The organism is Acidiplasma cupricumulans (assembly GCF_001402935.1).
GTDB lineage: Archaea > Thermoplasmatota > Thermoplasmata > Thermoplasmatales > Thermoplasmataceae > Acidiplasma > Acidiplasma aeolicum.
Genome location: NZ_LKBH01000141.1, coordinates 1 through 2,738, shown reverse-complemented (window position 1 = coordinate 2,738; position 2,738 = coordinate 1). Strand labels below are relative to the sequence as shown.

General features: G+C 33.9%; 3 protein-coding genes. 2 read left to right on the top strand and 1 reads right to left on the bottom strand.

Annotated features, from left to right (window positions below):
• Nucleotides 1-41 precede the first annotated feature (41 nt).
• Together AOG55_RS04235 and purD are read left to right on the top strand one after the other, a co-directional pair.
• Nucleotides 42-521 (top strand): SMC-Scp complex subunit ScpB, encoded by a 480-nt coding sequence (locus AOG55_RS04235; RefSeq protein WP_048100993.1) that lies wholly within the window; start codon nt 42-44, stop codon nt 519-521.
• On the top strand, nt 518-1,822 hold the full coding sequence (gene purD, locus AOG55_RS04230; protein ID WP_048100992.1) for a phosphoribosylamine--glycine ligase: 1,305 nt from the start codon (nt 518-520) through the stop codon (nt 1,820-1,822). The genes AOG55_RS04235 and purD overlap by 4 nt, the downstream gene beginning before the upstream one ends.
• Here purD and AOG55_RS04225 read toward each other — a convergent pair.
• The gene (locus AOG55_RS04225; protein ID WP_048101341.1) at nt 1,788-2,687 is read right to left on the bottom strand and encodes an EF-Tu/IF-2/RF-3 family GTPase; all 900 of its coding nucleotides are present in this window, start codon (nt 2,685-2,687) and stop codon (nt 1,788-1,790) included. The two genes, purD and AOG55_RS04225, sit on opposite strands and share 35 nt — an antisense overlap.
• Nucleotides 2,688-2,738 lie beyond the last annotated feature (51 nt).

Here is a 2,738-nt window from a genome sequence, read left to right as displayed (position 1 = left end):
TTATGGATAAAAATAAAATTATATTATGCATATAGTTTTTTATGGATGATACTGTTAAAAAAATTGAGGCAATATTATATTCAAGCAAGGAGCCACTAAAAGTTTCTGATATAGGCGATTATTTGAACATTGACAATAATGAGGTTTTAAAGGCCATTAAGGCAATAGAAACAGGTTATAAAGAGATAAACAGTTCACTCACAGTGGGGAGATTTGGAAATAAATATAAAATAAAGCTTTCTGATGAATTTTCTGATATAGTATCACCATTTATTGAGAAGGAATTCAATGATAAGGAACTGGCAATGCTCTCATATATATTTAAGCATCCAAATGCAATCTCCGGTGATTTAAGGGAACAGTTTGGATATAATTACCTTGAGGCGGTTGAATCTTTAAAAAAATCTGGCATGATATCAGCAAAAAGATATAGAAACACACACAGGTATAATGTAACAAAAAATTTTTACACTAAATTCAATATCAACAAGAGAACTTTGAAAAAAGAGGTTGAAAAATGAACATTCTGCTTGTTGGCAGTGGTGGAAGGGAGGATGCCATTGCAAGGAAAATTAATGAAAAGGATACATTATACAGTGTGATATTAAATGAGAACCCATCAATTATAAAAATGTCCCACAAATATATTAAATACGGTGATAATGCAAATGAATTCGTACTGAATTTCGCCAGGGAGAATAATATAGATATAGCATTCATAAGCCCTGATGATATATTAAATACAGACCTTAATGATTACCTGCTTGAAAATCACATACCGACAGCGTCACCATCAAGAAAGGCCGCCAGAATTGAAACATCAAAGGAATACATGAGATACATAATGGAGAAATATAAAATAGAGGGTAATATAGAGAATTATGTATTTGATGATGAGGATTCACTGAAAAAATTTTTTAATGAAAATAACGGTGAATATGCTGTTAAACCAATAGGTCTTACAGGTGGAAAGGGCGTTAAGGTTATGGGCCTTCAGCTTTCAGGAAAGGATGAGGCTCTGGATTATGCGAGATACATACTTAATAGGGATGGGAAGGTCTTAATAGAAAAAAAGGAAAGCGGGGAGGAGTTCTCACTACAGGCCTTTACAGATGGAAAGCATCTTGTATTTATGCCCATCGCACAGGATTATAAAAGGCTCTATGAGGGTGACACTGGACCAAATACCGGTGGAATGGGTTCAATTACAGATTCAAATTTCTCACTGCCATTCCTGAGGGCTGGAGATAGGGAAATTGCCGAGGGAATATTAAAGAAAATAATATATGCCCTAAGAGAGGAGGGAAATCCATTTAAGGGGGTAATCTACGGCCAGTTCATGTCCACCAATCATGGTATAAAGGTTATTGAAATAAACTCAAGGTTTGCAGACCCTGAGGGTATTAACGTTTTAACATTATTAAGATCAAACATTGTGGACATATTTCTGGATATTTACAGCGAAACTCTTAAAAATAATATTAAATTTGAAAAAAAGGCAACAGTATTAAAGTATATTGTACCACCAGGATATGGAATAAATCCTGTTGAATCAGAATTAAAGATTGGAACGAATCTCGAATCTGAAAATTTTAAACTGTACTATGCCTCTGTTTCAGGAACAATGCAAACTGTCAAAACTGGACATTCAAGGGCACTTGCACTTACAGGGATTTCAGACTCAATATATGAGGCCTCAGACATAGTTGAGGAACATTTAAAGTACATAACTGGAAGTTATTATATAAGGCATGACATAGGAACAAGGGAAATGATTGAAAATAAAATTAAAAATTCAGGGTTGCAAAAACCCTGGGGATAATATTATTATTGCTTAACACAATATTATTTTTTATTACAGGTATTTTTTTATCAAGAATTATCTTATTATTTTCAACACGCCCGCGCTGGTATCTCATCATATCTGAAACGAATGCCTCATAGCTGTTTTCAGGCCTGTTTTTCACGGAACTGTGTATATTTATATTTCCTGATATTTCAGTTTTATACTCAAACGGTTTATCCGATAGCAGCATGCCACGGGACATGGATTCTGGTTCAATGTTTTTAAGTGCCAGCCCAACCCTTGACCCGGTGCTGGCTGATTCAACATCAACATCATTCATCTGTATGGATTTTATCTCTATTTCCTTATCAATATCCGAAATTATTAATTTATCATGTTTTTTAATTTCGCCTGAAAGAACAAATCCAAGGGCAACAGTGCCAACCCCCCTCACCTTAAAAAAATGATCTATTAATGTATAATTTCCGTTTAATTTTCTTTCAGGAATAACATCGGATAATTGATCCACAAGTTCCATTGGTCTGCCAGTAAATATATTATAATTTCTTAAATTTGTATTTGAAATAATTTTTTTTATTATATCCTTTTTATCCTCATCCGATATTATAAATCCATTTTTCTTGCCCATCAAATCAAGGGCAACGATCACCTCACCAAAATGTTTGTCAAGATTTTTTCCTGAAATAACGGCAATATCCGCCGGAAATATTGAATCTGTTAAGGATGAAAGCTTATCAGGATACTTTGAGGGCTCTATAAATGTAAATATCCTGTCTCCGTCCTTTCTATGGTATAATGTAATATCGCTGTTTGTTCCAGCCTTGGCAATCTCCCGTATGTATTCCTGTGCATTGTAAGTAAATATATTTAATGATTCCATTGGCATAACCATCCAGTATAATAAATCAAGTAACTTAAATTAGATCGGAAG

Coding starts and splice junctions, on each gene's coding strand:
- AOG55_RS04235 (WP_048100993.1), top strand. CDS start 42: ATGGATGATACTGTTAAAAAAATTGAGGCAATATTATATTCAAGCAAG.
- AOG55_RS04225 (WP_048101341.1), bottom strand. CDS start 2,687: ATGGAATCATTAAATATATTTACTTACAATGCACAGGAATACATACGG.
- purD (WP_048100992.1), top strand. CDS start 518: ATGAACATTCTGCTTGTTGGCAGTGGTGGAAGGGAGGATGCCATTGCA.